This is a genomic window from Streptomyces diacarni, assembly GCF_003323715.1.
Lineage (GTDB): Bacteria > Actinomycetota > Actinomycetes > Streptomycetales > Streptomycetaceae > Streptomyces > Streptomyces diacarni.
In genome coordinates, this window is the sequence record NZ_QOIN01000042.1 from 80,300 (window position 1) to 100,179 (window position 19,880).

The following is a 19,880-nucleotide window of genomic DNA, read 5'->3' on the forward strand; positions in this document are numbered from 1 at the left end:
GCGGTCAGCCGGGGAGCGCCGCGGCCGGTCACTCCGTCAGGCGCGGGCCCACAGGGAGGGCGCGTCCAGCGGGTTCCAGCCCGGCTGCGCGGTGTGCGCCTGGACGCAGCGGTAGGTGGCACCGTTGTAGGTGACCTGGTCGCCTACCTGGTACTGGGTGCCGATCGCCCAGGTTCCCTCGGTCGGCGGGTCCGTCGGAGGGTCGGTCGGGCCGCCGCCACCGCTGGTGACCAGAGTGAGGCCGTAGGCCTGGAGGGCCGGGTTGACGGGGAAGAAGAACGTCGTACCGCCGCTGGTGCAGTTCCCCGAGCCGCCCGAGGTCGTGCCCTGGGCCTGGTCGCCGGAGATGAACGAGCCGCCCGAATCGCCCGGCTCCGCGCACACGTTCGTCCGCGTCACGCCCGAGACGGTGCCCTGCGGGTACGTCACGCTGGTGTTGTGCTGCTGGACGGTGCCGCAGTGCCAGCCGGTCGTCGACCCCGAGCGGCATACGGAAGCGCCCACCGGAGCCTGCGTCGAACCGGCCACGGTCACCTCGCCCATGCCGTAGCCGTTGACGAGCGGGCGCGGCGTCCAGTTGCCGTTGGTGGCCACCCAGGCGTAGTCGCGGCCCGGGAACGTGGAGCCCTGGAAACTGCCCTGCGCCTGCTGGTTGTAGCCGGAGGTCGGCGTGCCGGGCGTGCCGCAGTGGCCGGCCGTCACGAAGCCCGCCTGGCCACCGCCCCGGGTGACGGAGAAGCCGATGGAGCAGCGGCCGCTGCCGTTCATGTAGTACGCGTCACCGCCGCGCAGGTCCGCGAACGTGCGCGGCTCGGCGTCGGTGTGCCGGACCGTCACCGCGTCCCCGCGCACGCCCGCCCGCGCGAGGAAGGCCCGTGCGGCGTCCTGGTCCGCCGCCTCGACCACGACGTCGTTGTGCCGGGTGTCGACGTACCACACGCGCACCCCCTCGGGGGCCGCACGCCCCGCGGCACGGTCGAGCGCCTTCTGCACGCGGTCGAGCGCGCCCAGGTCACGGTCGACGAGACGCGCGGTGGCCCCCGCCTCGGTGATGCGGGCGCGCTCCTTCGCGTCGGTCGTGGCGACGGTCAGCCGCGCGGCGGTCTCCCCGCTGACGTGCGCACCGGCGTAGCTGTCACCCAGCGCGGTGCGCAGCGCGGCCACGGTGTCGGCGGCGTCGGCCTCGTTGGCCAACCGCTTCTCGGCCTGCGCGGTGGTCAGCCCGAGGTCGCGGGTCATCGCCTCGACGAGGTCGGGGTCGGGATCGGAGGCGGCGGCCCCGGCGCGGGCGGCGGAGGCGGGGCCGTCGTCGGCGGGCCTGGCCTGGGCGGGGCCGGTGAGTCCGGCCAGCACGAGGCCGGCGGTCGCCAGTGTGGCCGCTGCCGCGGCGGCGGCCCGGCGGCGTACCGGACTCGGTCTGGGAGGGGTGGGGACGGGACCGGAACTCGCGGGCAGAGCCATGGAGTTCTCCTCGGAGGTGGGGATGCCCCCGGGGTGGGCCCAGGGGCCGGGGGGCGTGTGGCGACACCGTAGGTCCGCTCCCGGCCGTCCCGGACCTCCCGACCTCCCCCCTCCCACGGCGTTATGGCCACGGCAGGTTGCCGATGACCGGCCACTTCCCCGCCGCCCCGCCTGCTGAGAACCCTCAGGCGCGGAAGGGTCCGGGCGTTGCGCGGGCGGGTGGCGGAACCCTCGCGTGCGGTACCGCCACTCGCCCTCCCGCTTCTCAGCTGGTGTAGTCCTTGATCCAGTAAGAGCAGTCGATCCACCCCGGGAGCTTGCCGCTGAAGTCCTTGGCACAGGCCTTGATCTGCACCTCGGAGTTGTGCGGGATGTTGCTGATCCTGCAGTACTCGAACCCGTTGTTCGCGCCGTTCCGGTCGTCGCACGTCGTGATCTCGGAGCGGCCGGGGAACTTGATGCGGAGCACCATGCCGTAGCCGTCCGCCTTGGTGTCCGCGATCCGGAACTTGTTGTTGTCGCCGCTGTTGAACGCCCCGGTTCCGCGACCGTTCGACGCGTCGGCGATGTGCCAGGACCCGACGGCGTTCGCCGGGGCCTGCGCCAGGGCGACACAGGCGGCAGCACCGACCGTCACGGTCAGAACGCGCTTGATACGGGACATACGCCCCCACTCTCTTCACTCACGGGCTTCCCGAGCGGCGAGCCCGCCGGGTTGTCAGAGAGGATCATGCCCCGGGCAAGCGCGAAGTGCCAGAGCTGCATGGGTACTTCTTTGCTGCCGTGCTGTGCGTGGTATGTCCAGCGCTGTCCAGTACGGAGTCGAAGGGGCCTGACGCGTACGTGCCGCACGGAGCGGCTCCGTCACTTCTGCACGGCTGGGCTCAGGTCCCTGCACGGCTGGGGTCAGAGGTGCCAGAGGGATCGGGAAAGAGGGAGTCGGTTCGGGCCGGGGGCCGTCACGGGAGCGCGGAGGTGCGGCGGGCGCGGCGCCAGCGGGCGTAGCTCGGGCTCAGCTCGGCGGCGTCGCGGTGCGCGGCGCGGGCGTGCGCCAGCGTGGCGTCCGCCGCGTCGGCGGCGGACGCGTCCGGATGCCAGCCGAGCAGGTGCCGCCACAGCAGCGGCGCTCCCGCCAGCGGACGGGTCACCAGGCCCGGTGTCGGCGGGAACGTCGCCCTGCACAGGCCCACCGCCCGCCCCACCTGCACCAGGTGCACACAGGAGGCGGTGTCCGTCTCGTACACCGCCTGCGGCGTGAACCCGGCGCGCGCGCAGGCGGCGGCGAAGCACTCGGCGAAACAGCCGTCGCCGGGCACGTTCGTCCAGCGCGCCCCGGCCAGCTCGGCGAGCGGCACCTCGTCGCGGACCGCCAGTGGATCCGCCTCGGGCAGCATGACGAACACCGGGTCGACGGCCACCTCGCGCCAGGCCACGTCCGCGCCCGCCGCGGTGAACGGCGGCGGACTCTGGCCGCACGCCCCCGTGAGCGCGTAGTCGATCCGCCCCTCGGTCAGCAGGCCCGCCAGCTCGACGGCCGACCACGAGGTGAACGTCGTCACCGACGCGCTCGGGTAGGCGTCGGCCAGCCGGTCCACCAGCCCGCCGAGCAGCGGCCCATGGGTGCCGCCGAGCCGGAAGCGGGCGGGACCGCCCGGCCCGCCGGCCCGCTCGCGGCTGAATCTGCGCGCACTCGCCTGGAGCTCGGTCACCGCGGGCACCAGGACCCGGGCCCGCTCCAGCACCAGCTCCCCCAGTTCGGTGGGGCGCACCCCGTGCGGACCGCGCACGAACAGTGCACCGCCGAGCGAGCGCTCCATCCGTTTGAGCTGCGCGCTCAGCGCGGGCTGGGCGAGCCCTAACCCGGTGGCCGCCCGCGTCAGACTGCCCGCCTCGGCGATGGCCGAGACGACCTTGAGGTGCCTCAGTTCCAGATCCATGTCCTTACGGTGGGGCGGCCCACCGGCCCCGACAAGAGGCGTGCCCCACCCGGAGCGGGCCGAAGTGGGTGACCGGCCCGCGCGACGAGTATGTTGTCGTACAGCAAATGTTGCGGGGAGGAAGAAGGGCGGGACATGAGCAACACGGGTGACGCCTGTGATACCGCGCACCCGGACCAGGCGCGGACGGAAGTGGTACGGCTACCCGGCGGGACCAGCCTATGGGTGGTCCGCGTCGAAGGCGGCCTCCGGGACGCCCACCACCCCGCACTGAGCGCCGCCACACCACCCGCCCCCGGCCCCGCGGCCGTGCTCATCGACCTGGCCCTGACGCCCCTGGTCTCCGCCGCCGGCGCCCGCGCCCTGACCTCCCTCGCCCACGACCTGGCCGCGGGCGGAACCGAGCTGCTGGTGGCCACCACGGACGAGACGATCCGCCGCGCCCTGGGGGACGAGGTGACCGTCGTCCCCGGAGCCCCCGAAGCGACCACGACCACGCCCTACACCCCGGCTCCGGCCGCCGGTGCCGGCCAGGACCGCACCACGGCTCCGGCCACCACGGCCGGTACGGCCGGCAATGCCCGCACGGCAGGCAAGGGCGGCGGGGCCACCACGAGCCCCGCGGCGGCGGGCCCGGCCGCCAGGACCAGCACCGGTCGCACGACCGGCAAGGCGGACACGGGCGGCCAGCCCACCCGCAGCAACGCCGGCACCGGCCCCGGGGTGGTGACGCCGGTCGCCGGGGCGCACGGAGGTGCGGAGGGCCCGGCAGGGCAGGACGTGGAGCGGTTGCGCTCGGACGTGGACCGGTTGCGCACGGAGGTGCGCAACCTCCGCGCGAAGGCGCGCACGCACCCGCTCGTCTCCCGCGCCCAGGGCATACTCGAAGAGCGCTACCACCTGCCGGACGACCGTGCGGCCTTCCAGCTCATGGAGGCCAGCTCGCAGCGGTTCAACGTGCGGCTGCGCACTCTCGCCACCGCCGTGGTCACGGTGCCGCGCCCCCGCTCCCCGCACTCCGACTGGTTTCCGGGACGCGAACGGCGGGTGCCGCCCGCCCTCGCGTTCGAGCCTGGGCTGCGCGCCGCGTCGGCGAACTCCTCCGAGGTGCTGGGCGCGGTGCTGCGCCGCAGCATGGAGATCACCGAGGCGACGATGGGCGAGGTGCGGCTCGTCGACCCGGTCACGGGCAGCCTGCGGCTGGAGAAGTACCGCGGGCTCGACGAGGACTTCGCGGAGTTCTTCGACCGCGTCGACCACACCCGCGCGGACGGTGCGCAGACCTCCTGCGCGGAGGCCGCCCGCCAGGGCACCCGCGTCACCGTCACGGACGTGGCGGCGGACACGGTCTTCGCCGAGTCGGCCAAGCGGGCCCTGCTGGCGGCGGGCAGCCGCGGCTGCCACAGCACGCCGCTGATCGCCGCCCCGGGGCAGCTCCAGGGCGTGGTCTCCACCCACCACGCCCATCCGGTGCGGGCACTCACCGCGACGCAGGCCCGAGCCTTGGACGAGGTGGGGGGACAGGCGGGCCGCTGGCTCGACTGGTATCAGCGCACTGTCGTCCTCGACGCCCTGGAGGACCTGCACCACAGGGGCGGCACGTGGGCTTAGCTCCGGTCCTGCGAGGTCGGCCGGTCCGATCGGGGCGTCAGTTCTTCTTCAGTTCCTCGGCGAGCATCACGATGATGCCGCTGGGTCCCCGGAGGTAGGTGAGCTTGTAGACGTCCTCGTAGGTCGCCACCCCGCGCAGCGGACGGCATCCGTGCCGCGCGGCTGTCGCGAGGGCTTCGTCGAGGTCGTCGACCGAGAAGGCGACGCGGTGCATGCCGATCTCGTGGGGGCGGGTGGGCTCGGACTCGATCGCTTCGGGATGGAGGTACTCGAAGAGTTCGAGACGGCCGTGGCCGTCCGGCGTCTGGAGCATCGCGATGCGGGCGTGATTGCCGTCGAGGCCGACGGCGGTCTCGGTCCACTCACCGCTGACCGTGTCGCGGCCGAGGACCGTGAGGCCGAGATCGGTGAAGAAGGAGAGCGCTGCTTCGAGGTCGCGCACGGCGATGCCGACGTTCTCAAGTTTGATGGCCATGCGGGGGAATGCTACTGAGGCGAGCGGACCGGCCGTTCCGGCAAGACCGCGGCCGACTGCCCGCAGGGCGCCTCCGGCGGTGGCGGGACGGCACGGACCGGACGCCGTCCACGGCGTTGACGCAGATCACCCGCCCGGATGACGATGCGGACATGAGCGCACCCGCAGCCGCCCGCCCGTCGCCGCCGAGCCGGCCGCTCCCCGGAGGGGAGCGGTGAGCGCCTGCTGCGGCCCCGACCGTGCGGCGGGGCCGACGGCGGCCCCCGTCGCGGAGGCGGACTTCGCGGTTCCAGTGCGCACCCGTACCGACGTCCTGCGCGGTATGGTCCCGATCCCGGGCGGCCCGTTCCTGATGGGCGGGGACGACGCGGACGCCGTCCCGGTGGACGGTGAGGGGCCGGTGCGCGAGGTCACCGTCTCGGCCTTCCACATCGACGAGGCCTGCGTGACGAACGCCAGGTTCGCCCGCTTCGTCAAGGCGACGGGGTACCGCACGGAGGCCGAACGCTTTGGCTGGAGCTACGTTTTCGGCCCGTTCGTCCCGCCCACGGCACAGGCTTCCGTACTGCCCGGCACCGTGCCGGGCGCCCCCTGGTGGCGGGCGGTGGAGGGCGCGTACTGGCGCGCGCCCGAGGGGCCAGGATCCTCGGTCGGCGAGCGCGGCCACCACCCCGTCGTCCACGTCTCGTGGCACGACGCGAACGCCTACGCGCGGTGGGCGGGCAAGCGGCTGCCCACCGAGGCCGAGTGGGAGAAGGCCGCGCGCGGCGGCCTCGTCCGGGCGAGATTCCCCTGGGGCGACGAACTCTCCCCCCGGGGCCGGCACCGCTGCAACATCTGGCGGGGCCGCTTCCCCACGCACAACACCGAGGAGGACGGCCACGTGGGCACGGCCCCGGTGAACGCGTTCGGGGCGAACGGGTACGGCCTCTACAACACGTCGGGCAACGTGTGGGAGTGGTGCGCGGACCGCTTCTCCCCCGACTGGCACGCCGCGGACCGTCCCGAGACGCGGAGCGACCCCGCGGGGCCGCAGGAGGGCGCCAACCGTGTGCTGCGCGGCGGCTCGCACCTGTGCCACCACACGTACTGCAACCGGTACCGCGTCGCCGCCCGCACCGCGAACGCGCCCGACAGTTCCACGGGACACGGCGGTTTCCGCTGCGCGGTGTCCGAGGCGGCGCTGCCCGGTCACTGATCGTCCGTGGACCGGGCCCACGCGATCCGGTGCACGTCCCGCAGCGCCTCGACCAGCTGGGCCGCGACTAACGCACCTGCTCGACGGAAAGCCTGCGGCTGGGCAGGGTCCATGATGCGCCGTCAGTAGTTGAGCAACTACAAGGCCGATACGCTTTGGCCATGGGCGGCGCGCTCCCGTTGAAGGAGTCTCTTCGCCTGCTGAGGAACTCAGCGAAGGGATGCGTAGACGATGAGTGAGCGCACCCTCCCGAACGCTTCCACGTTGCACGGCTGGCGCAAGTCCTCCTACAGCAACGACGAAGGCGGCAGCTGCCTCGAAGTCCTCGACACGGACCCCGCCACCCTCCCCGTCCGCGACTCCAAGCACCCCGCACGGGCCCGCCCTCCTGCTCCCCTCCCCCCGCCTGGACGTCTTTCATCGACTCCCTCAAAGCGAGCCGCGACCACGGGTGAGGCGGTCCGCTCCGGTCACCGCGCCGGTGCGCGGAAGCGGTGGGCTCAGGCCGCGGGGCCGCTCCAGTGGTAGAGATGGACCGGGCGGCCCGTCTCCCCGTGCTTGAGGCGGCGGCGGACCAGGCCGGCGCCCTCCAGCAGTTTCAGGTAGCGCTGCGCTGTCTGACGGCTCAGGCCCGCGCGCTCGGCGACCTCCTGCGCAGAGAGGGGCCCCCGGGCGGCGTGCACGACGCCGCGCACCAGGTCGGCGGTGAGCACCGAATGCCCCTTGGGGAGGGTTTCGGCGCCGTCGCCGGGGACGGCCGCCGCGCCGAAGATGCGGTCCACTGTCTCCTGCGTGGCCTCGGCGACCGGCGCGGTGGCCAACTCGTGGCGCAGCGCCGCGTAGCTGTCGAGTTTGCCGCGCAGGTGGGCGAAGGTGAACGGCTTCACGACGTACTGGAGCGCCCCTTGCCGCTGGGCCGCGCGGACGGTCGCCGTGTCGCGGGCCGCCGTCACCATGATGACCTCCGGTTCGACGCCGGTCCCGTGCAGGCGGTGCAGCAGTGCCAGCCCCGACTCGTCCGGAAGATAGTGGTCCAGCAGCACCAGGTCGACGGGGTGGCCGCGCAGGAAGAGCAGCGCCTCGGCGGCGCTGTGCGCGGTGCCGCTGACGTGGAAGCCGGGCACTTTTTCGACGTAAGCGGCGTTGATGCGGGCGACGTTCGGGTCGTCGTCCACGACGAGGACGTCGATGACCTCGTCCGCGCGGCGCGTGCGGGATGCGGCGTCGGGGCTCTCGTCCGCTGCACCCGTCATGTGCGCGCTCCTCCCGGCCGGGCGGCCGCCGGGCGGCTGTCGCGCCGGCCGCCACCGTCGCGCGGCGGCTCCTGGTCGGTCCCGTCCGCGTCCTGCGGGAGGGCTTCGGTCAGTGCCTCCGGCAGGACGACGCGGAACTCGGCACCGCCGCCGGGCGCGGCGCCGACCCGTACGCTGCCGCCGGCCCTTACGGCGAACCGGCGTACCAGGGCCAGGCCGAGGCCCCGGTGCGCTCCGGAGTCGTCGAGGTGCGCGCCCGCGGTCTTCGTCGACCAGCCTTCCTCGAACACCAGGTGCCGCCGCGCGGCAGGCACGCCGGGCCCCGAGTCCCGTACGGCCAGCAGTACGGTACGGTCCTCCGCGCACATCTCCACCTCGACCGCGGGTTCCGCCCCGCCGGACGCCGCGTCGAGCGCGTTGTCCACCAGGTTGCCGACGACGGTCACCAGGCCGCACGGTTCGACCAGCCGGTCGGGGAGGTGGGAGGCGGGGGGCGAGGCGCAGGGCGACGCCGCGCTCGGCGGCGACCGCCGTCTTGCCGACCAGCAGCGCGGACAGCAGCGGGTCGTGGACCCGCTCGGTGACCTGCTCGGCGGTGGCGCGGTGCACGCCGAGCGCGTCGGTGACGAACCGCGCGGCCTCCGCGTACAGCTCCAGTTCCAGCAGGCCGAGGAGGGTGTGCAGGCGGTTGGCGTGCTCGTGGTCCTGGGCGCGGAGCGCGTCGAGGAGTCCGCGGGTGCCCTCCAGTTCGCGGCCGAGGCGCAGCAGTTCGGTGCGGTCGCGGAGGGTGGCGACGGCGCCGCCGTCCGCGGTGGGCATCCGGTTGGCGACCAGGACGCGGTTGCCGCTGACGGTCACCAGGTCGCGCCCTGTCACCCGCCCGGCCAGCACGTCCGCCGTGCGGCCTCCGCGCTCCGGCGGCTCGCCGCCCGCCCCGCCCGGTGCGGCGCCGAGCGCTTCGGCGACCGGGCGGCCGAGGGCTTCGGGGCCGAGGCCGAGCAGCCGCTGTGCCTCGTCGTTGACGAGCCGGACGCGCCCGTCCGCGTCGAGCGCGACGACGCCTTCCGCCAAGCCGTGCAGCATCGCTTCCCGTTCGGCCAGCAGCGCGGAGATGTCGGAGAAGGCGAGCGCGTGGGTGCGGCGGCGCAGCCTGCGGGCGAGGAGGTAGACGGCGAGCGCTCCGACGGCCAGCGCACCGCCCGCGTACGTCAGCAGCCCGGGCACGGCCGCCAGCAGCCCTTCGCGGACGTTGGCGTAGTCGATGCCGACGGAGACGGCGCCGACGACGTGCCCGTCCGCGTCCCGCAGCGGGGTCTTGCCGCGTGCGGAGCGGCCGAGTGTGCCCTCGTCGATCTGCGTCACCTCCCGGCCGCGGAGCGCCTGTCCCGGGTCGGTGGAGACGTGGTGCCCGACCGCCGAGGGTGAGGGATGGGACCAGCGGATGCCGCGCCGGTCCAGCACGACGACGTACTCGGCGCCGGTGGACCGGCGGACGCGCTCCGCCTCGGCCTGGAGCGGCCCGTCGGCGGAGGGCGCGCGTCCGGCTTCCCGGCGGGCGGCCAGCTCGGCGGCGAGGTGTGGCCTGGCGGCCGTGGTCTGGGCGATGGCGAGGGCGCGGCGCATCGCCTGCCGGTCGAGCTGGTCGCCGAGCGGCGCCAGGAACAACCCGCTGACCAGCGCGATCACCCCGACGACGAGGGCGAGTTGTGCGGTCAGCACGTGGGAGAAGACGCGGCGCGGCGGCCTGATGCGCGGCGGCTTGATGCGCATGTGCGTCGCCTCCTCTCCGTCCGGCTGGGGGATCGTCCGGCTGCGGGCAGGTCGCACCGCTGCCGTCGTGCGGGGACGGGTGCGGGTGTGCGGGTGTGTGCCGGCCTGTGCCCGCGGCCGTCCGGAATCATGGATTCCGGATGTGTCCTGCCAGGCAGAGTAGGGGAACCGGGGGCGCGGGCGGGAGGCCCCAGGCCCCGCGGGGGCTCTAGAGGATGCCGAACAGCAGCCCGGCCGCCAGTACGGACAGCGACGTGAGCGCGGCCCACTTGATCGTGAACCTCGTGTGCTCGCCGAACTCGACCTTCGCCATCCCGACCAGCACGTACACGGCGGGCACCAGCGGGCTGGACATGTGCAGCGGCTGGCCGACGAGCGAGGCGCGGGCGATCTCCAGCGAGCTCACCCCGTGTGCGGCCCCCGCCTCGGAGAGGATCGGCACGATGCCGAAGTAGAAGCCGTCGTTCGACATCAGGTAGGTGAACGGGATGCTGAGAACGCCCGTGACCAGCGCCATGTGCGGCCCGAGCGCGTCGGGGACGGCCCCGACCACGGAGCGGGCCATCTCGTCCACCATGCCCGTACCGGTCAGGACGCCGGTGAAGACGGCCGCGGCGAAGACCATGCCGGAGACGTTGAGCACGTTCTCCGCGTGCGCGGCGATCCGGGCCTTCTGGTCGGCCATCTCGCGGAAGTTCACCGTCAGCGCGAGCGCCGCGCCCAGCAGGAACAGCACCGGAATCGGCATCAGCTGGGCGATCAGCAGAGCGAGCAGCGCCACGGTGAGGGCCGCGTTGAACCAGTACAGCCGAGGGCGCAGACACGCGCGGCCCGGGTCCAGGACGGCGGACTCCGCACCGGCGGGCTCCGGGGCCGCGTCGCCGGCCCCGCCGCCGACCGCCGCGCTCCCGCCGGCGGCGGGGCCGCCGCCGGTCGGAGCACCGCCCTTGCGGAGCGAGAGCCGCGCCCGGACACCACGGCTGCGGCCACCGCCACCGCCGTGGCCATGACCACCGCCGCTACCCGAACCGGCAGCCGCGCCCGCACCCGCACTCGTGCCCGCGCTCGCGCCCACCAGCGCCGTCTCCGGCTCCCCCGCCGCCTCGGGCCGGGCCGTGGCGTGCGCCGCCCCGCGTTCACCCGGCCCGTGCTTGCCCGGCCCGTCGAGGGAGAGGCTGCCCAGGCGGCGGCGTTCCCGTACGCCGAGGACGTGTGCGAGGGCGAGGACGCAGACCATGCCGACGGCGAGCGCGGGCACCATCGGGACGAAGATGTCGCCGGCGTCGAGGTGGAGCGCGGTCGCGGCCCGCGCGGTGGGGCCGCCCCACGGCAGGGTGTTCATGACGCCGTTGGCCGTGGCGGCGACCCCCGTCATCACGACCACGCTCATCCCCAGCCGCCGGTAGAGCGGCAGCATCGCCGAGACAGTGATCATGAATGTCGTCGAGCCGTCGCCGTCCAGCGAGACGATCGCGGCGAGCACCGCCGTGCCGACGACGATCCGCAGGGGGTCGGCCTTGCAGAACCGCAGGATGCCCCGCACGATCGGGTCGAAGAGACCCACGTCGATCATCACGCCGAAGTAGATGATCGCGAACATCAGCATCGCGGCCGTGGGCGCGAGGTCACCGATCCCGTCGAGCACGTAACCGCCCAGGTCGGCGCCCTGGCCGACCAGGACGCAGAACAGCGCGGGAACGAGTACCAGCGCGGCGATGGGGGACATCTTCTTCGTCATGATCAGCACCAGGAAGACGGCGATCATGACGAATCCGAGGATCGTCAGCATGGAAACCCAATCTCTCGCCCGCCGCGAGAGCGGCGGGGCCCGCCCGGGGCCGGAAGTCGGTCCCCGGTGCCCGGCAACGAAAGGCGGCGGAGCATGCGGCGGCCGACAGCCCTCCGGCCGGGCCCCGATGCCCTGCGGTCGCCCGACCGTAAGCAGCGCGACATGCCCGTCACAAGAGCGTCATCCGCGAGCAATATGCGCGAAACCCCAGCTCACGGGGGTGGGCGGCGCGCACAGGGCCGGGAGTGGCGTCGGGGTCCGACGTGGCGGCGGGTGATTGGGGCCCTTCGTGCGGGGGCACCCGGGAAGCGGCCTGACAAGGAATGCCGAGCCACGGAAGTGATCAGGCATGGCTGCCGAGACGACGCGGACCGTCACGCTCGAAAGCGGCGACGGCGCCCTCCTCACCGGCGACCTCGCGGTGCCCGACCAGGCGAACGCGACCGTGCTGTTCGCCCACGGCAGCGGCAGCTCGCGGTTCAGCCCCCGCAACCGTGCGGTCGCCGCCGCGCTGCGCGAGGAGGGCCTGGCCACCCTGCTGCTGGACCTGCTGACCGGGGACGAGGAGCACACGGACGCGGCGACCGCCGCACACCGCTTCGACATCCCGCTCCTCGGACGCCGCCTGGTGGCGGCGATCGACGCGCTGGAGGGGCACGAGCTGACCGGCGGACTGCCGGTGGGCCTGTTCGGGGCGAGCACCGGCGCGGCGGCCGCGCTGACCGCCGCCGCCGACCGGAGGCGCACGGTGTACGCGGTGGTCTCCCGGGGAGGCCGCCCCGACCTGGCAGGGGACGCGCTGCCGGACGTGCTGTCTCCCGTCCTGCTGATCATCGGCGGGAACGACCAGGAGGTACTGCGGCTCAACGAGGCGGCGGCAGCCCGGCTGCGGGCCCCGCACCGCATCCACGTCGTCCCCTCGGCCACGCACCTGTTCGAGGAGCCCGGGGCGTTGGAGGAGGTCGCCAGGGAGGCGAGCCGCTGGTTCGCGCTCCCGCCCACCACGGACGGCGAGTAGCCACGCGGCGCACAGCCCCCACAGGGTGCGGACAGCAGCCGAAGGCGCGGACAGCCGCCGGGCATCCGCCGCTGGTGTGCACAGTCACCGCTGGTGCGCACCGCCCACAGCCCGACTCTCGGAAACTGGGAGGAACCCCGATGCGTTTCGCAGACCGCACCCAGGCGGGCCGCGAACTCGCCGCCTCGCTCGACGACCTGCGGCGACAGGAGGAACTGCCCGACCCGCTGGTCCTGGCACTGCCCCGCGGGGGCGTGCCCGTCGCCGTGGAGGTGGCCCGCTCGCTGCACGCGCCGCTCGACGTGCTCGTCGCCCGCAAGATCGGGTTGCCGGGCCGACCCGAGTACGGGGTCGGCGCGATCGCCGGCGAGGACCCGCCCGTCTACGACCGCACAGCGCTGGAGATGCTGGGGCTGACCGAGGACGAGCTGTCCTCCCAGGTCGCGCACGAGCGGACGGAACTCACCCGAAGCGAGGCCCTCTACCGGGGCGACCGCCCGGCGCCGCGTGTCGCGGACCGCGCGGTGATCGTCGTCGACGACGGACTCGCCACAGGGGTCACCGCACGCGCCGCGCTCCGCCGCGTACGCGGACAGGGGCCCGCTCGCCTGGTATTGGCCGCCCCCGTCGGCGCGCCCCAGTCCGTGACGGCGCTCAGCTCCGAGGCCGACACGGTGGTCTGCCTGCACCAGCCGGCCGCCTTCGAGGCCGTCGGCCTCTGGTACGACGACTTCCCGCAAACGACGGACGAGGAGGTCCTCGCCGCTCTGCAGGCCACACCGGCCCGCTGAGGCACTCCGGCAGCACCATACAGAACCGGCCAACTGCGAGGTATGCCACAAGAGGCGCTCAGAGGCCCAGGTGCCCCGTTCCAGGGGCGTATCGTCGGCGTCTGGCCGCCCGCGTGCTCCGACGCGGGTGGCCGGTTCTGTGTCCACAGTCCGAGAGGAGAGCCGTCCATGCCGGCCGACAACAGCCCCGCCTCACCGATCTACAACAGCCTGATCGAGGAGCACGGCGACGTGCTCGCGGAGGTCCGCGAAACCGCGCAGGCCCTCCAGCAGGAGGCCGAGCAGGCGCTCGACTTCTCCCCGGTGCACGGCCGCCACCCCGATACCGGCAGACCCCAGGAACCCGCCCCCGACCCCACCCCTCCCCCTACTCCTGCCCCTACTCCTGCTCCCTCCCCTGCCCCGGACGCTGCCGCCGCTCCCGCCGGCCCGCAGGAACGGCCCCGGCGTCCGCGCCCGTTGGGTCAGCGCACGCAGCCGGAGCAGCAGCACACCGCGCCGTCGCCACAGGACAGCCACCAGGGCTGAGCCGCCTGCCCGGAGCCTCTCACCGGGACGCGGCACGCACCCGGTGCAGGGCCGCGGCCAACGCCCCGCGCACGGGCTCGGGTACGGGCGTACCCTCCACGCCGGCGACCAGCGCCCGGGCCACCCGGCGCAACTTCACGTTGGAGTGCTGGGAGACCTGCACCAGCACCCACCACGCCGTCTGCGCGTCGCAGGGCGCCAGGGCCATCACCATGCCCCGCGCCTGATCGATGACCGGCCGGGACTCGGCGGCCTGCCGCAACTGCTCCACCTCGGTGCGCAGCTCCTCGACCTGCCCGCGCAGCTGCTCCCGCTGCCGCTCCGGGGCGCCGTTCGACGCTTCCGCGGACTCGCCGTTCACGAACTCGCCGTTCGCGAACTCGCCGGTCCGGCCGGTCCGGCCGGTCCCACCGTCCACGCCGTGCCGCCTGCCGGGCGGGTGGAAAGCCACCGTCTCGGCGCGTGAGGGCGCGGTGGCCGCGGCTCTGCGGCGAGCACGGTCCACGGACGTCCTCGCAGAGCCGGTTGCGGCACCCATCGGTCCCCCAGGGGTGATCGTCCTCAGCGTGGCGTTCTGGCGCGTAGGCGGCCTCGTTCGGCCTCCTCGGTTCTCGTTCGGCCTCGTTCGGCCTCCTTCGAGGGTGGCCCCGCGACCCTGGGCGCAGCAACCCCGTACCGCCTCCACGTTTGCGGACAAAACACCCACCGAGGCGCTACGGCACCGGGGGCTGTTTCCCCAACCCACCGGTGCCTACACGAGGCGAGCTCGACCCCGCGCACTCATGCAGGTAACCGACTGCGCCCCCGGCCAAACGGCGCCCCACCGGTCCGTTGACAGGTCGTTACCGGCCGTTGCCGGGCCGATATCCGACGCCCGGCCCGGTCAGAAGCCGCCGCCCCCGCCGAAGTCCCCACCGCCGAAGCCGCCCCCGCCGTCACCGAAGCCGCCCCCGAAGTCGCGCGAGTCGAAATCGCCGCCGGAGACGTCACCGCCGGTGAAGTCGCCGCCGTCCCCGTAGCCGAAACCGTCGGCGCCGTAGGCGTACGGCCCGAAGAGGCTGCTGCCCAGCAGGGTTCCCATGAGCATCCCGGGGAGCAGGCCGCCACCGAAGTAGCCCGCGGCCCAGGGCGCGTACACGGGACCCGCGTCCCAGTAAGGGCGCGGCCCTTCCGGCGTGCCGACCTGGCGGGCCGACGGCTCCCGTCCGTCCGCCAGCCGGGTCGCGTCCGCGGCGCAGACCGGGATCGTCCGTTCGGTGCCTCCGTCCGGCGGTGTCCAGGCCACGTCCCGGGCCGAGGGCCCGTGCCGGGGGTCGAAGAAGCACGGCGGCCTGCGCTGAGGCAGCTCCTCCCCCTTGAGCCGCGCGTCGAGCGTCGCGAGGGCGAACCGGCCACGCTCCAGCGCCTCGCTCACGCCCCGCACGTCGTCGGCGCGGCGCGCCTTGGCCATGGCCGACTTGGCCGCCTCGTACGCGTCGAGGGCCGCGGTGTAGTCCTCCCGCGCCTCCGGGCCCGCGTCCGGGCCCGTCGGGTCGAACCCGATGCGGCCCAGTTCCTCACCGAACGCGGTGATGTCCTCGTCCACGACAGGACGGAGCGCCTCGAGACCGGCCCGCTCCTGCCGCTCCCGCCGCTTGCGGCCCCGCCTGCTCACGAGCACGGCCCCGCCCACCGCGAGCAGGACGAGCGCACCGAGGGTGACGACCGCACCCACGCCCCCACTACCGCGTCCTTCGGGTGCCGCGCCGCCGCCGTCCCAGGAGGCGGGCGCCGTACCGGCGGCCTGCTCGATCGCCTGGTCGACGAAGTCCGTCACCGCCGCACGGGGGTCGCCGGAGTGCGCACGCTCGACCGCGCCTGACACGTTCCGCACCGCCTCCCTGGACATCACCTGGCTGTCCGCGCCGGCGTCGAACCGGTCGCCGAGCGCGACGGCGTACACCCCGGTGATGCCCGTACGGGTCCGCAGGTCCTGGAGCAGTGTGTCCCGGTCGAACTCCCCGGAGGCCGGCAGCACCACGACGAAGACCGGCTTGTCGGCGCGCTCGATCCGGTCAGCCAGCGCGTCGGCGTCGGACGGCGGCAGCGCCTTCCGTGCCCGCGGGTCCACGTACACGGGCCCGTCCCGCAACGCCTGCGCGGCCTCGTCCACCCCGCCCGCCGCACCCACCGCGCGCGGCCCGGCAGCGGCCGCCACGGTCAGCAGCAGCGCGGCCACGACCGCGCCGAGCAGAGGCAGGAGGCCCAAGACCCGCCGTACGGTCTTCATACGATCGACAGTAGCGCAAAAAGGGCATACCCCGCGCTTCTCGGCCGGCCCATGCGCCGGACGGGAGACCCGCCGCCCCGGCCGGAGATTCGCGTCAACCGCGGTCGGCCGACGAGAGTCCCTCCCGGGGAGAAGGGCCGGCTACGCGTTCGGCGACCAGCGTCAGCCAGGCGGCTGCCGTGTAGGGAGCGGGGGGATCGACCTCCATCCCCAGCTCGGTGACCACGTGCGCGTAGTCCTCTTCCGCCAGGCGGAGCGCGAGGACTTCGTGCAGCTCGCCGCAGAGCCGGGCGACGAGGTCCGGGTCCGTCGAACCGAGATAGTCGTCCAGCGCCGCCATGTGGTCGGCGAATTCGTCCGGCATGTCCTGCGAGAACCAGCCGCCCAGCAGCTGCCCCAGTTCGGGGAAGCGGGCGTGCCACTCCCAGTGCGTCCGCGGAGAGCAGGGACGCGGAGCGGCGTCGGACTCGGCGCCCCGCCGCACCGCGTCCGCGAGACGCAGAAGCCAGTCCTGGATTTCGGTCTCGGGCAATCCGACGTCGGGAATCCTGTAGTACTCGCCGAGTCTCAGCCGAAGCCGGCCGGGTGGATTTCGGGCGTACTCGCGAAGTTGTCGCTCGGCCACGGCCAGCAGCCAGGGCTGCCTGTGCCGGGTATGTCTGATGTAGGCCTGGACGGCGTCGGACGCTTCCTCCCCTTCACCGGCGTCGACCGCCCACCCCAAGTGGGCGTTCATGACGCGCTGCATCTCCCCGTAGCGGCGGTCGAATTCGAGGGGTTCCATTGCCATGTCGGGTCCCTACAGGTGGATCGGAAACGAGGCGTGCACGACGAAGCCGTGCGGGCTCTCCCGCTCCCGGCGCAGCACGACCCGTGCGGCCCGGACTTCGACGGAGCCCCTTCCGGCCAGCATCATTCCCTGCAACAGCACTCTGCCGACGGGCTCCGAGCGGGAGGGCCACGCGGCCTCGATGGTGAGCCGCCCACGGACGTCCTGGCCGAGCCACCGGCGGATGACCTGTTCGTTGAGCGTCACGGTCTGCTGCGTCGCCCACTGCGCTGTCTCGCGGTCGGGGTAAGTGGAGGCGCGCGTGCGCATACCTCTCCTTTCACAGAATCCGGAAAAACGAGGACGCAGGTAATTCAGTCGTCCGCACCGAACCAGAAGACGCCGACCTCGTTGTCCGATACCGCTATGACGCCGAAATCCCGAGTGAGATCCGTAAGACCGTACCATTCGTTCACATAGAAGTCGTCCGGGGTGCATTCTCCTTCGTAGTCCTCCACGCACGTCCAATAGGTGGCGTCGTCGCCGAACCGTGCCAGCAGAGTTTCGGTCTTCTCGAAGAGCGCATGTCTGTGAACGCTGCCTCCGGGAAGGTCACCGACATTCCGGAACTGCGCGGCCAGCGACAGGAGGAGCAGTCGCCCGGTGGCCCTGTCGGTCGGCTCCAGACAGCCGCGCAGCACATCGTCCTCGTAGGGGTGGAAGGGGAAACGGTCGCCCGGCCCCCGGGGGGTGTTCTCGCCGCCGATCCGGTCCACCGCGGGCCAGCCCCGCGGATCGCCCACCGAGCGGTCCAGGACCGCGTTGACGTCGTGCGCCCAGTTCTCGCTCGCGCGCGGGCCTGCTGCCACGAGGACGCGGCTGCGGTCGTACAGGGAAGCGAGGGCGTCGGCCCAGTCGTCCCGGCTCGGCGTCAACGCGGTCACCGCCTTCGTTCTTTTCATGTGGTCGGATACGAGGTCAGCACGACGAAGGGCGGATCAGTATTCCTCTTGTACCTCAGCACCACTTTTACTTCTTTGCAGTCACTTGCCTGGGCCCTGTCCCCGTGCCTGTTGTACTCGTCACGTGAGATGGTCTTCCCGGTTGGATCATTGAAATTGAGAGAGACGTCCTTCGTTGACGCCTCGGGATTTCTGGGCGACCCCGCGCGCTCGCGCGCCTCGACCCTTTCCACCCACTTCTCGATCTTTTCCGCGTTGTCGACGTCGTCGAGTACCGCCTGCGTGTAGCGTTGCGCCGCCGCCGGGGTGCGGAACGTGGAGGCGGAGTCCGCTCCCGAGTCGTCCCGAAGCCGCTGCACCAGTTGGTCCTCCGTCTTCCCGACATGCTTGTCGAGAGCGTGTGCGCCGTGGATCCCCTCCTGAGCGGCGAGGTCTATCGGATAGAAATGGTTGTCATAGTCCTCGCCGGGGACAGCGTACGTGTGCTCGGCCTTGAACTCGTTGAGTGAACGCGCCGCGAACGCTTGGGCGCGCGCCTCCTCCGCGTGGAAATCCGGGGCGCTGCGGTGAGCCTCGTCCAGGGCTCCCATGAGGCCTTCGAGCTTGCTCACCTCCGCGTTGATGCTGCGCTCGTACCGCCGCTTGGCTGCTTCGAGCGCGCCCGTGTCGATGTTCAGCACGATTCCGGAGGAGAGATTCGCCGCCCCCTTGAACAGGGTCTTCCCGACCTTTTTGAGGTCGTCCAACCCGATGCCGTCGGTAACGTCGGGGAGGGCGTCCAGCACTGCCCGGTAGTAGATGCCGCGCATGTCGTCACGTACGGTCTCGGCAGCCTCCGCGTAGCCCCTTACTGCCGCACCGATGTCAGAGGCCGTGTCGTTGAGGACCGCGAAGACGGGCTGATGGGCGCCGCCACTGGGTGAGGGGGTGTCGTGGCCCCAGTCGTACCCGTGCCGGCTCTGGCCCCACGCCGAACTTCCCCACAGGCTGCTGCAGAACGTGCGCATGGCCGCGTACCACTCGCTGTTGGACTGGTCGGTGATGGAGCCCACCGAACCCATCACCGTGCCCCCGACGGTTCCGACCGTGGTCTGGGGCATGAGCCATGCCGTGGAGATGTCGTTGAGCGCCTGGTAGTCAGGCAACGGCATGACGTCGGCGGCATCACCGAAATTCACCGCGTGTTCGAGCACTTTCCGGAAGGCCGCCCAGAACCCGGTGTCGATGCCGTCGAGGATGCTGTCGATCAGACCGTCGCCCCCGCTGGTGTTCCAGCCGAGCGGTTTGACGCTGCGGTACTTCGGCGCGTCTCTCCTGACCTGGGGCTCGGGTCGCGTGGCCGAGGTGTTTCCCCCGCGCGGATCCGATGCCGCGTTGGCCCGGCCGTAGTTGTTGGCCGTGACGGTGAATCCGAGGGCGGCTCCGCCGACGCTCACGACGCTCTTGCCGCACACATCGAGAAACCGTGCGGCGACACGGGCGTAGGCGGAAGCGAAGGACGAGGGGGCGGTTCCCGCCCCGCCCGCCTCCCCGTGCTTGTCCAACTCGTCGAGGAAGGCGTTGATCCCCCTGTGGAAGACCCCCTGCTGCGCCGCGACCGCCTGGGAGACCCGGTAGAGGTCCGAACGCTTCACATCGAAGCCGCCGCTGCGCGGAGAGGCACCAGGGCCGCCCCCGGACGAGGGCTGGGACCCGCTCGGGCCGGCCGAGCCGTGGGAAGCGAGGACCAGTCCTGTCACCGCCCGCTCCAGCCACGCAGCACGGCGCGGTGGGCGGCACCGTAGTTGATGTGCCCGTCGACGACGACGCTGTGCAGCCAGCGCTCGGCGCCCTCCAGGTCCTGCATGGAGCGGTCCCACCCGTCCAGTGTGTCCACGAACATCTCCCGGGCCTCCCCCCGCCAGGAGAGAACGACACGCTCAGAGCGGCGGTAGAGAGTCTCCAGCTTCTCCGTCAGATCCTTGAGGATGTCCTCCATCTCGCCCGACAGGCGCTGGAGAGTGGCGAAGTCCACCGTGATGTGGTCGTCGTCGTCCGTCATGAAACCCC

General features: G+C 72.8%; 19 protein-coding genes and 1 pseudogene. 6 read left to right on the forward strand and 14 right to left on the reverse strand.

All coding sequences use genetic code 11. From position 1 onward, the window contains the following. Positions 1 to 36: 36 nt before the first annotated feature. The 3 genes from DTL70_RS12875 to DTL70_RS12885 form a co-directional block, all read right to left on the reverse strand. Entirely contained in the window at positions 37 to 1,461 is a 1,425-nt protein-coding gene (locus tag DTL70_RS12875; RefSeq protein WP_114022050.1) for a carbohydrate-binding protein, read from the reverse strand. A gap of 265 nt (positions 1,462 to 1,726) precedes the next feature. Beyond that, entirely contained in the window at positions 1,727 to 2,125 is a 399-nt protein-coding gene (locus DTL70_RS12880) for a hypothetical protein (protein WP_114022051.1), read from the reverse strand. A 295-nt stretch (positions 2,126 to 2,420) separates the two neighbouring features. Continuing rightward, entirely contained in the window at positions 2,421 to 3,398 is a 978-nt protein-coding gene (locus DTL70_RS12885; RefSeq protein ID WP_114022052.1) for a LysR family transcriptional regulator, read from the reverse strand. 135 nt (positions 3,399 to 3,533) lie between these two features. Here DTL70_RS12885 and DTL70_RS12890 point away from each other — a divergent pair, with 135 nt between their 5' ends. Next, on the forward strand, positions 3,534 to 5,009 hold the full coding sequence (locus tag DTL70_RS12890; protein WP_114022053.1) for a GAF and ANTAR domain-containing protein: 1,476 nt from the start codon (positions 3,534 to 3,536) through the stop codon (positions 5,007 to 5,009). A gap of 37 nt (positions 5,010 to 5,046) precedes the next feature. Here the strand turns inward: DTL70_RS12890 and DTL70_RS12895 are convergent, their stop codons facing one another. Further along, a complete protein-coding gene (locus DTL70_RS12895) occupies positions 5,047 to 5,484 on the reverse strand; it encodes a VOC family protein (protein ID WP_114022054.1) in 438 nt (145 codons plus the stop codon). Positions 5,485 to 5,698: 214 nt separating this feature from the next. Between DTL70_RS12895 and DTL70_RS12900 the strand changes: the two genes are divergently transcribed. Together DTL70_RS12900 and DTL70_RS12905 are read left to right on the forward strand one after the other, a co-directional pair. Beyond that, positions 5,699 to 6,682, forward strand: coding sequence for a formylglycine-generating enzyme family protein (locus DTL70_RS12900; protein WP_114022055.1), 984 nt, complete (start codon positions 5,699 to 5,701; stop codon positions 6,680 to 6,682). A 231-nt stretch (positions 6,683 to 6,913) separates the two neighbouring features. Further along, a complete protein-coding gene (locus DTL70_RS12905; protein WP_342776490.1) occupies positions 6,914 to 7,210 on the forward strand; it encodes a DUF397 domain-containing protein in 297 nt (98 codons plus the stop codon). Here the strand turns inward: DTL70_RS12905 and DTL70_RS12910 are convergent. The 3 genes and pseudogenes from DTL70_RS12910 to DTL70_RS12920 all read right to left on the reverse strand — a co-directional run bounded on the left by DTL70_RS12910 (position 7,183) and on the right by DTL70_RS12920 (position 11,494). Further along, positions 7,183 to 7,935, reverse strand: coding sequence for a response regulator (locus tag DTL70_RS12910; RefSeq protein WP_114022056.1), 753 nt, complete (start codon positions 7,933 to 7,935; stop codon positions 7,183 to 7,185). The genes DTL70_RS12905 and DTL70_RS12910 overlap by 28 nt on opposite strands. Next, a pseudogene (locus DTL70_RS12915) lies at positions 7,932 to 9,705 on the reverse strand (sensor histidine kinase). Before DTL70_RS12915 ends, DTL70_RS12910 begins: the two are co-directional and overlap by 4 nt. A 208-nt stretch (positions 9,706 to 9,913) precedes the next feature. Next, a complete protein-coding gene (locus DTL70_RS12920; RefSeq protein ID WP_114022057.1) occupies positions 9,914 to 11,494 on the reverse strand; it encodes a CitMHS family transporter in 1,581 nt (526 codons plus the stop codon). Between the two features lie 349 nt (positions 11,495 to 11,843). Here DTL70_RS12920 and DTL70_RS12925 point away from each other — a divergent pair, with 349 nt between their 5' ends. From DTL70_RS12925 to DTL70_RS12935, 3 genes are all read left to right on the forward strand, one after another. Continuing rightward, complete coding sequence (locus DTL70_RS12925; RefSeq protein ID WP_114022058.1) at positions 11,844 to 12,512, forward strand: dienelactone hydrolase family protein; 669 nt, start codon at positions 11,844 to 11,846, stop codon at positions 12,510 to 12,512. 140 nt (positions 12,513 to 12,652) lie between these two features. Then, positions 12,653 to 13,303: a phosphoribosyltransferase gene (locus DTL70_RS12930; protein ID WP_114022059.1), complete on the forward strand. Its 651-nt coding sequence runs from the start codon at positions 12,653 to 12,655 to the stop codon at positions 13,301 to 13,303. Positions 13,304 to 13,471: 168 nt separating this feature from the next. Then, positions 13,472 to 13,831, forward strand: coding sequence for a hypothetical protein (locus DTL70_RS12935; RefSeq protein ID WP_114022060.1), 360 nt, complete (start codon positions 13,472 to 13,474; stop codon positions 13,829 to 13,831). 19 nt (positions 13,832 to 13,850) lie between these two features. On the opposite strand, the gene DTL70_RS12940 is transcribed toward DTL70_RS12935, so the two are convergent. From DTL70_RS12940 to DTL70_RS12970, 7 genes are all read right to left on the reverse strand, one after another. Further along, the gene (locus tag DTL70_RS12940; protein ID WP_245979333.1) at positions 13,851 to 14,336 is read right to left on the reverse strand and encodes an ANTAR domain-containing protein; all 486 of its coding nucleotides are present in this window, start codon (positions 14,334 to 14,336) and stop codon (positions 13,851 to 13,853) included. A gap of 378 nt (positions 14,337 to 14,714) precedes the next feature. Next, complete coding sequence (locus DTL70_RS12945; protein WP_114022062.1) at positions 14,715 to 16,100, reverse strand: hypothetical protein; 1,386 nt, start codon at positions 16,098 to 16,100, stop codon at positions 14,715 to 14,717. Positions 16,101 to 16,194: 94 nt separating this feature from the next. After that, a complete protein-coding gene (locus DTL70_RS12950; protein ID WP_114022063.1) occupies positions 16,195 to 16,890 on the reverse strand; it encodes a contact-dependent growth inhibition system immunity protein in 696 nt (231 codons plus the stop codon). 9 nt (positions 16,891 to 16,899) lie between these two features. Further along, positions 16,900 to 17,199 (reverse strand): RNase A-like domain-containing protein, encoded by a 300-nt coding sequence (locus DTL70_RS12955; protein ID WP_114022064.1) that lies wholly within the window; start codon positions 17,197 to 17,199, stop codon positions 16,900 to 16,902. Between the two features lie 44 nt (positions 17,200 to 17,243). Continuing rightward, positions 17,244 to 17,831: a hypothetical protein gene (locus DTL70_RS12960; RefSeq protein ID WP_147266774.1), complete on the reverse strand. Its 588-nt coding sequence runs from the start codon at positions 17,829 to 17,831 to the stop codon at positions 17,244 to 17,246. Next, on the reverse strand, positions 17,828 to 19,570 hold the full coding sequence (locus DTL70_RS12965) for an RNase A-like domain-containing protein (RefSeq protein WP_181860905.1): 1,743 nt from the start codon (positions 19,568 to 19,570) through the stop codon (positions 17,828 to 17,830). The genes DTL70_RS12960 and DTL70_RS12965 overlap by 4 nt, the downstream gene beginning before the upstream one ends. After that, entirely contained in the window at positions 19,567 to 19,872 is a 306-nt protein-coding gene (locus tag DTL70_RS12970) for a WXG100 family type VII secretion target (protein WP_114022066.1), read from the reverse strand. Before DTL70_RS12970 ends, DTL70_RS12965 begins: the two co-directional genes overlap by 4 nt. Positions 19,873 to 19,880 lie beyond the last annotated feature (8 nt).

What these genes read in the sequence shown, in the direction of transcription:
- DTL70_RS12880 (WP_114022051.1), bottom strand. Translation starts at nt 2,125, where the DNA reads ATGTCCCGTATCAAGCGCGTTCTGACCGTGACGGTCGGTGCTGCCGCC.
- DTL70_RS12945 (WP_114022062.1), bottom strand. Translation starts at nt 16,100, where the DNA reads ATGAAGACCGTACGGCGGGTCTTGGGCCTCCTGCCTCTGCTCGGCGCG.
- DTL70_RS12905 (WP_342776490.1), top strand. Translation starts at nt 6,914, where the DNA reads ATGAGTGAGCGCACCCTCCCGAACGCTTCCACGTTGCACGGCTGGCGC.
- DTL70_RS12910 (WP_114022056.1), bottom strand. Translation starts at nt 7,935, where the DNA reads ATGACGGGTGCAGCGGACGAGAGCCCCGACGCCGCATCCCGCACGCGC.
- DTL70_RS12890 (WP_114022053.1), top strand. Translation starts at nt 3,534, where the DNA reads ATGAGCAACACGGGTGACGCCTGTGATACCGCGCACCCGGACCAGGCG.
- DTL70_RS12950 (WP_114022063.1), bottom strand. Translation starts at nt 16,890, where the DNA reads ATGGCAATGGAACCCCTCGAATTCGACCGCCGCTACGGGGAGATGCAG.
- DTL70_RS12925 (WP_114022058.1), top strand. Translation starts at nt 11,844, where the DNA reads ATGGCTGCCGAGACGACGCGGACCGTCACGCTCGAAAGCGGCGACGGC.
- DTL70_RS12895 (WP_114022054.1), bottom strand. Translation starts at nt 5,484, where the DNA reads ATGGCCATCAAACTTGAGAACGTCGGCATCGCCGTGCGCGACCTCGAA.
- DTL70_RS12885 (WP_114022052.1), bottom strand. Translation starts at nt 3,398, where the DNA reads ATGGATCTGGAACTGAGGCACCTCAAGGTCGTCTCGGCCATCGCCGAG.
- DTL70_RS12970 (WP_114022066.1), bottom strand. Translation starts at nt 19,872, where the DNA reads ATGACGGACGACGACGACCACATCACGGTGGACTTCGCCACTCTCCAG.
- DTL70_RS12875 (WP_114022050.1), bottom strand. Translation starts at nt 1,461, where the DNA reads ATGGCTCTGCCCGCGAGTTCCGGTCCCGTCCCCACCCCTCCCAGACCG.
- DTL70_RS12935 (WP_114022060.1), top strand. Translation starts at nt 13,472, where the DNA reads ATGCCGGCCGACAACAGCCCCGCCTCACCGATCTACAACAGCCTGATC.
- DTL70_RS12920 (WP_114022057.1), bottom strand. Translation starts at nt 11,494, where the DNA reads ATGCTGACGATCCTCGGATTCGTCATGATCGCCGTCTTCCTGGTGCTG.
- DTL70_RS12955 (WP_114022064.1), bottom strand. Translation starts at nt 17,199, where the DNA reads ATGCGCACGCGCGCCTCCACTTACCCCGACCGCGAGACAGCGCAGTGG.
- DTL70_RS12960 (WP_147266774.1), bottom strand. Translation starts at nt 17,831, where the DNA reads ATGAAAAGAACGAAGGCGGTGACCGCGTTGACGCCGAGCCGGGACGAC.
- DTL70_RS12930 (WP_114022059.1), top strand. Translation starts at nt 12,653, where the DNA reads ATGCGTTTCGCAGACCGCACCCAGGCGGGCCGCGAACTCGCCGCCTCG.